This is a genomic window from Oleiphilus sp. HI0117 (genome assembly GCF_001635235.1).
In genome coordinates this window covers 1-588 of the sequence record NZ_LWGA01000269.1, presented here as the reverse complement: position 1 = coordinate 588, position 588 = coordinate 1, and the positions used below count along the sequence as shown (strand labels likewise).

At 44.2% G+C, this 588-nt stretch carries 2 protein-coding genes; both read left to right on the top strand.

Annotated elements, in window-relative coordinates:
• Positions 1-227: 2-oxo acid dehydrogenase subunit E2 (locus A3757_RS25020; RefSeq protein ID WP_197469712.1), on the top strand; the 227-nt coding region annotated here is incomplete at its 5' end.
• Positions 228-386: 159 nt separating this feature from the next.
• Positions 387-588 (top strand): hypothetical protein (locus tag A3757_RS27495; protein ID WP_231878203.1); only part of this gene is annotated, 202 nt, incomplete at its 3' end.

Genomic DNA, 588 nt, shown 5'->3' with positions numbered 1-588 from the left:
TAAGCAACTTTGGCTCGTTAAGCGGGCGTTACGCTACACCTATAATTGTTCCGCCACAGGTTTCGATCATGGGTGTGGGGAAAATTCGTGATGAGCCTGTCGTTGAAAACGGACAGATAAAGGTTGGTCGAGTTATGCCTATATCGCTGAGCTTTGATCATCGCGCAGCCAGCGGTGCAGAGGCGGCCAGGTTTATGCAGGCTTTTATCGAGTCGTTAGAGTCTTAAGGGCTCTCTGGTGCTTTGTTTCTCTGAGTGATCTACAGAGTTTCAAGTCTATACAAGTGATTGACCAAGGTCTCGCTTTATGTGAATGTGGTCTTGCGTTTGTGCAGTAGTCAATACCGCACAATAGATAGGTACTCCACAACAATAGACGAGACTTTTATGGATACAGTTAGAATTATCTATCCCGCTATCGCGATGTTTTTATTAACCTCTTTTTTAGTTTTTAAACTAGGGTTAACACGCTTTGCGGCAATTAAACGCGGTGAAGTTAGTATGAAGTACTATCGTTCATACAATGAAGGGCAGGAGCCGCAAAGGCTCCATATTCTCACTCGCCATATTCATAACCACTTTGAGGTAC